The sequence below is a fragment of the Nocardia sp. NPDC004604 genome, from assembly GCF_040609795.1.
In the GTDB taxonomy this organism is placed as follows: Bacteria; Actinomycetota; Actinomycetes; order Mycobacteriales; family Mycobacteriaceae; genus Nocardia.
The window spans coordinates 1-4,895 of sequence record NZ_JBEXLC010000276.1 but is presented as its reverse complement, the minus strand read 5'-3'; the positions used below and the strand labels follow the sequence as shown (position 1 = coordinate 4,895).

The following is a 4,895-nucleotide window of genomic DNA, read 5'->3' as shown; positions in this document are numbered from 1 at the left end:
TTCGCGCTGCGGATCGCCTCGGTGCTCGGCCGCGACGAGGGGTGGCTGGCCGAGCACATGCTGATCCTGAAACTCACCTCCCCGCAGGGCAAGACGCACTACATCGCGGCGGCGTTCCCGTCCTCCTGCGGTAAGACCAATCTCGCGATGCTCGAACCGGCGCTGCCGGGCTGGAAGGCCGAGACCATCGGCGACGATATCGCCTGGATGCGCTTCGGCGCCGACGGCCGGTTGTACGCGGTGAATCCGGAGGCTGGATTCTTCGGTGTCGCACCGGGTACCGGCGCGAAGACCAATCCCAACGCGATCGCCACCATCGATGTCGGTAATTCGATCTTCACCAATACCGCACTCACCGACGACGGCGACGTGTGGTGGGAGGGGCTGACCGAGCAACCGCCCGCGCACCTCACCGATTGGCGCGGCCAGAGCTGGACCTCGGAGGCGGATACCCCTGCGGCACATCCGAATTCGCGCTACTGCACACCGATCGAGCAGTGCCCGTCGGTGGCACCGGAGTGGAACGACCCGACGGGTGTGCCGATTTCGGCGATCTTCTTCGGCGGCCGCCGTGCCGCCACGGTGCCGTTGATCGCGGAATCCTTCGACTGGGAGCACGGGGTGTTCACCGCATCGGTGCTGTCCTCGGAGACCACCGCCGCGGCGGCGGGCAAGGTCGGTGTCGTGCGGCGCGATCCGATGGCGATGCTGCCGTTCCTGGGCTATCACGTCGGGGACTACTTCGCGCACTGGCTGAAGCTGGGTGCCAATTCGGATCCGGCGAAGCTGCCGAAGATCTTCCAGGTCAACTGGTTCCGGCGCAGCGCGGACGGCAAGTTCCTGTGGCCGGGCTTCGGCGACAACGTTCGCGTGCTGAAGTGGGCGCTGGAACGCCTCGACGGCACCGCCACGGCCCTGTGGACGCCGATCGGGCATGTACCGACCCCGAACGCGCTCGACCTCACCGGTCTCGGCGAGGGCTACCGCGATCTCGTCGGCGACGCACTCGCCGTCGACACCGAGGAATGGATCGCTGAAACCCGTTCCATCGATGAGTGGTACGCCACCATCGGCGGCAACCGCCTGCCCGAGGTGTTGCGCGAACAGCTGGCCGCGCTGAAGTTGCGCCTGCTCGGCGCGCGCTGACCGTGCGCAACCTTCTGCCAACCTGGTCGGACTGGAAACCCGCTGTCCGCGCCCCCGGCGCGGATCTCATGGCGGGTGTGATCGTCGCGTTGGTGGCGTTGCCGCTGGCGCTCGGTTTCGGGATCAGCTCGGGCCTCGGCGCAGCCGCGGGCCTGGCGACCGCCGTGGTCGCGGGTGCGCTGGCCGCGGTGTTCGGCGGCTCCCGATTCCAGGTGTCCGGGCCGACCGGCGCCATGACGGTCGTGCTGGTGCCGATCGTGCACCAGCACGGCGCGACCGGTGTGCTCGCGGTCGGTTTGATGGCGGGTGTGGTGCTGGTTGTGCTCGCGGTCGCAGGCGTCGGACGGGCGGTGCGCTACATGCCCGCCCCGGTGATCGAGGGGTTCACCGCAGGTATCGCGGTCGTGATTGCGCTGCAACAGTTTCCGTCCGCCCTCGGTATCGCGCACGCCGAGGGCGACAAAGTGTGGCAGTCCGCGGCCGATGCCGTGCGCCGCTTCGTCGACGAACCGAGTATCGCGACACCGGTGACCGCGCTGGTGGTCGCCGTCGTCATCCTCATCGGTGGACGCTTCCTGCCGAAGCTGCCGTTCGCGCTGGTCGCGGTCACCATCGCCACGATCGTTACCGCCGTGGTCGACCTGGACCTCACGCGGATCGGGACCATCCCCTCGGGGCTGCCCGCACCATCGCTGAGTTTCCTGCACCTGAACGAATTGGGGTCGTTGATCGGGCCCGCGCTCGCGGTCGCGGCACTGGCCGCCCTCGAGTCGCTGCTGTCGGCGACCGCCGCCGACTCCATGTGCGTAGGTACCCGCCACAATCCGGACCGGGAGCTGTTCGGGCAAGGTCTGGCCAATATCGCGGCCCCGCTGTTCGGTGGCGTCCCCGCGACCGGCGCGATCGCCCGCACCGCGGTCAACGTCCGCTCCGGCGCCCGCACCCGACTGGCCGCGCTCACCCACGCGGTGCTGCTGGCCGCGATCATCTACCTGGCCGCACCGCTGGTGGCCGACATCCCCGTCGCGGCGCTGGCGGGTGTGCTGCTCGCGACCACCGTGCGGATGGTGGAAACCGCGTCGCTGCTCACGATTGCTCGCGCCTCGCGTGGCGACGCGATCATCATGGTGGTCACCTTCGGTGTCACGGTCGCACTGGATCTGGTCACCGCGGTCGCGGTCGGTGTGGGGTTCGCGGTCGTGCTCGCGTTGCGGTCGGTCGCGCGGGAGGCCCGCCTCGAGCAGGTGCCTCTGGATGAGAGCGACCATCTCGCCGAGGAACACGAGCTGCTGCGCGATCACATCGTCGCCTACCGGATCGACGGACCACTGTTCTTCGCCGCCGCACACCGGTTCCTGCTGGAGCTGGCCGAGGTCACCGACGTCAAGGTCGTCATTGTGCGCATGTCGAAGGTGAGCGCCCTGGACACCACGGGTGCGCTGGTGCTCAAGGACGCCATCACCAAACTCGAGCACCGCCACATCACCGTACTGTTGTCCGGACTACGGGCCGATCACCGGCATCGACTGACAGCGGTCGGCGCACTACCCGCCGGGGCCGAAGACAGCATCTTCGCCAATACCCGCGAGGCCATCGATCATGCTCGGCGGTATGTGCCGGTGTCGCACACAACCGCCGTGGGGCGATAGTCGAGTAGATGGTTGCAGAATTTCGCAATCAGCGAGATTGGCGGATGGTTATCTGGTAAACCACTTGTCGTGGACGATGCAGTCGTTGACATTCCACGCGCCACTCCGAGTAGCCGGTAGGGGCCGCGCGGTGGGTTGGGTGCGCAAGATCCTTCGGGTCGGTCGGGTCGCCGAGCCCGCGCCGGCCGTGCCACGGGCGGCGGATGTGCCTGCGGCCGTGCGTGGTTCGCTGCAGATCCGGCATGTCGATGCGGGTTCGTGCAACGGGTGCGAGGTCGAGATCTCCGGTGCGTTCGGGCCGGTGTACGACGCCGAACGCTACGGGGCACGACTGGTGGCGTCCCCACGCCACGCGGATGGGTTGCTGGTGACCGGGGTGGTCACCCGGAACATGGCCGAACCGCTGCGCCAAACCCTCGAGGCGACACCACAGCCTCGGCTCGTCATCGCTTGCGGGGACTGCGCTTTGAACCGGGGCGTGTTCGCCGGTGCCTACGGGGTGGTTGGCGCGGTCGGGGATGTGGTGGACGTTGATGTCGAAATCCCCGGCTGCCCACCGCCACCGGAGGCAATCGTCGCCACGCTGCGTTCGGTGACCGGACGGTGAGCACCGCCACCGTGGTGGCCGCCCCGGACACGCCGAACCCGGTGCGCCACAACCGTATCGACGCGACCGTGGCGGGCATCCTCACCTCGGAGCTGGGCGTCGTGGGGGTGGTGATCGGCGCGATCGGACCCGTCGCGATGACCGACACCATCGTCCCGGACTTCCCACTGGTCAACAAGAGCTTCAACCTCTCCTACGCCGGCAACGACCTGTAATGCGGATCTACCCGACCAGGCGGGGAAGATCACCCACAACAATGTGCCGTGGGGCTGGCGGCGCGCGACCTCGACGGTGACGCCGGCATTGACCAGGCGCACGGAGGGGCAGTGCCGAGTCACCGTTGTGTCGGGTGGGTTGCCGGCGTCTCGGGCCAGCCTGTGATCGGCCGGGGAGGACAACACGCAGCGAGCGCGCCGGCGGTCAGCGCCAGCGAACCATGCCCACTTCCGTGGTGGCTGAGTCAGCCGGTGGACTCGACCGCCAGGCTGGGTTCGGACAGTTCCTCGAGCAGTTCGGCCTGCCCGGCGACCACGCCGGTGAGAATGGCCCGCGCCACCGCCAACAGCTCCGCAACCCGCGGTGAAGTCAACGCATACGACACCGAAAGCCCCTCACGCCGCGCGGTGACCAGACCGGTACGCCGCAGAATGGCCAGCTGCTGCGAAAGATTCGCCGGCTCGATACCGACCTCCGGCAACATCTCCGACACCGCGTAGTCGCGTTCACTGAGCAGTTCCAACACCCGAATACGCGCCGGATGACCCAGCGTCTTGAAGAAGTCGGCCTTCATCCGATAGAGCGGTTGGCGTGCATCCGCCATGGTGTCCTCCACCCTCCGAAGAACCAACAGCATCGAGATTGCTTTCTAATCTTAGCAACTCACCAGATCGGTAAAGATGAACGCGACCCCCGGTGTTACCACTCATAATGGAGGGTAGCCATATAACCGGATATTCCTCCGCATGCTCACCGCTTCCGGTGCGGCTTGCCTTCGATAGTGCGGCGGTGGCTGACCCTGCTCACTGTGGGAGATCCCGGCGACGAAGGCCGAGGATCGGCGCAACGCCGCGAACGCGTCGGCGGCCACCAATACGCCGGGCATACGGATCGGCCAGAGTGTCTTGGGTCAAGATCTTGGCAGGATCTGGCTGGTCACATGGTTGATGCCACGGCTGGTGAGGTCGCTCGAGAGCGGTCGGTAATGGCGAGTTGAGGGCGTTCGATCCGGCAACCGACAGCAGCATCAGGATGTCTCGTGAGCGTTCGTTCGCGAGACGCAAGGTGTGGGCTGTCCGGAGCCCTAGTGCGCCTGGTGCGCGGCTGTCGATTCCTGGAAGTCGACGAGTGCTTCTCCGTGCGTCAGCGCCCACTCCGTCAGCATCGCTATCGGCTCCTGGGGCGTCCGGCCGAGCGGGGTCAGGCTGTATTCCACCCGCGGGGGCGCTTCGGCGTACCGCTGTCGATCGATGAGGCCGTTGCTCTGCAGGCGGCGC

Annotated in this window: 6 protein-coding genes; 4 read left to right on the top strand and 2 right to left on the bottom strand. The window is 67.3% G+C overall.

All coding sequences use genetic code 11. The annotated features are described in order from the left end of the window. The 4 genes from ABZW16_RS43040 to ABZW16_RS43025 all read left to right on the top strand — a co-directional run. Positions 1-1,146, top strand: a 1,146-nt coding sequence (locus ABZW16_RS43040) for a phosphoenolpyruvate carboxykinase (GTP) (protein WP_354961933.1), incomplete at its 5' end; no start/stop codon positions are given. Continuing rightward, the gene (locus tag ABZW16_RS43035) at positions 1,143-2,795 is read left to right on the top strand and encodes a SulP family inorganic anion transporter (RefSeq protein ID WP_354961935.1); all 1,653 of its coding nucleotides are present in this window, start codon (positions 1,143-1,145) and stop codon (positions 2,793-2,795) included. The genes ABZW16_RS43040 and ABZW16_RS43035, both read left to right, overlap by 4 nt. 130 nt (positions 2,796-2,925) lie before the next feature. Continuing rightward, positions 2,926-3,402, top strand: a complete 477-nt coding sequence (locus ABZW16_RS43030; RefSeq protein ID WP_354961934.1) for an oxidoreductase — start codon at positions 2,926-2,928, stop codon at positions 3,400-3,402. Continuing rightward, a complete protein-coding gene (locus tag ABZW16_RS43025; protein ID WP_354961936.1) occupies positions 3,399-3,617 on the top strand; it encodes a hypothetical protein in 219 nt (72 codons plus the stop codon). Before ABZW16_RS43030 ends, ABZW16_RS43025 begins: the two co-directional genes overlap by 4 nt. Positions 3,618-3,862: 245 nt before the next feature. On the opposite strand, the gene ABZW16_RS43020 is transcribed toward ABZW16_RS43025, so the two are convergent. Continuing rightward, on the bottom strand, positions 3,863-4,222 hold the full coding sequence (locus ABZW16_RS43020) for a metalloregulator ArsR/SmtB family transcription factor (RefSeq protein WP_354961932.1): 360 nt from the start codon (positions 4,220-4,222) through the stop codon (positions 3,863-3,865). Between the two features lie 480 nt (positions 4,223-4,702). Then, the coding region (locus ABZW16_RS43015; protein WP_354961931.1) for a winged helix-turn-helix transcriptional regulator at positions 4,703-4,895 on the bottom strand (193 nt) is incomplete at its 5' end.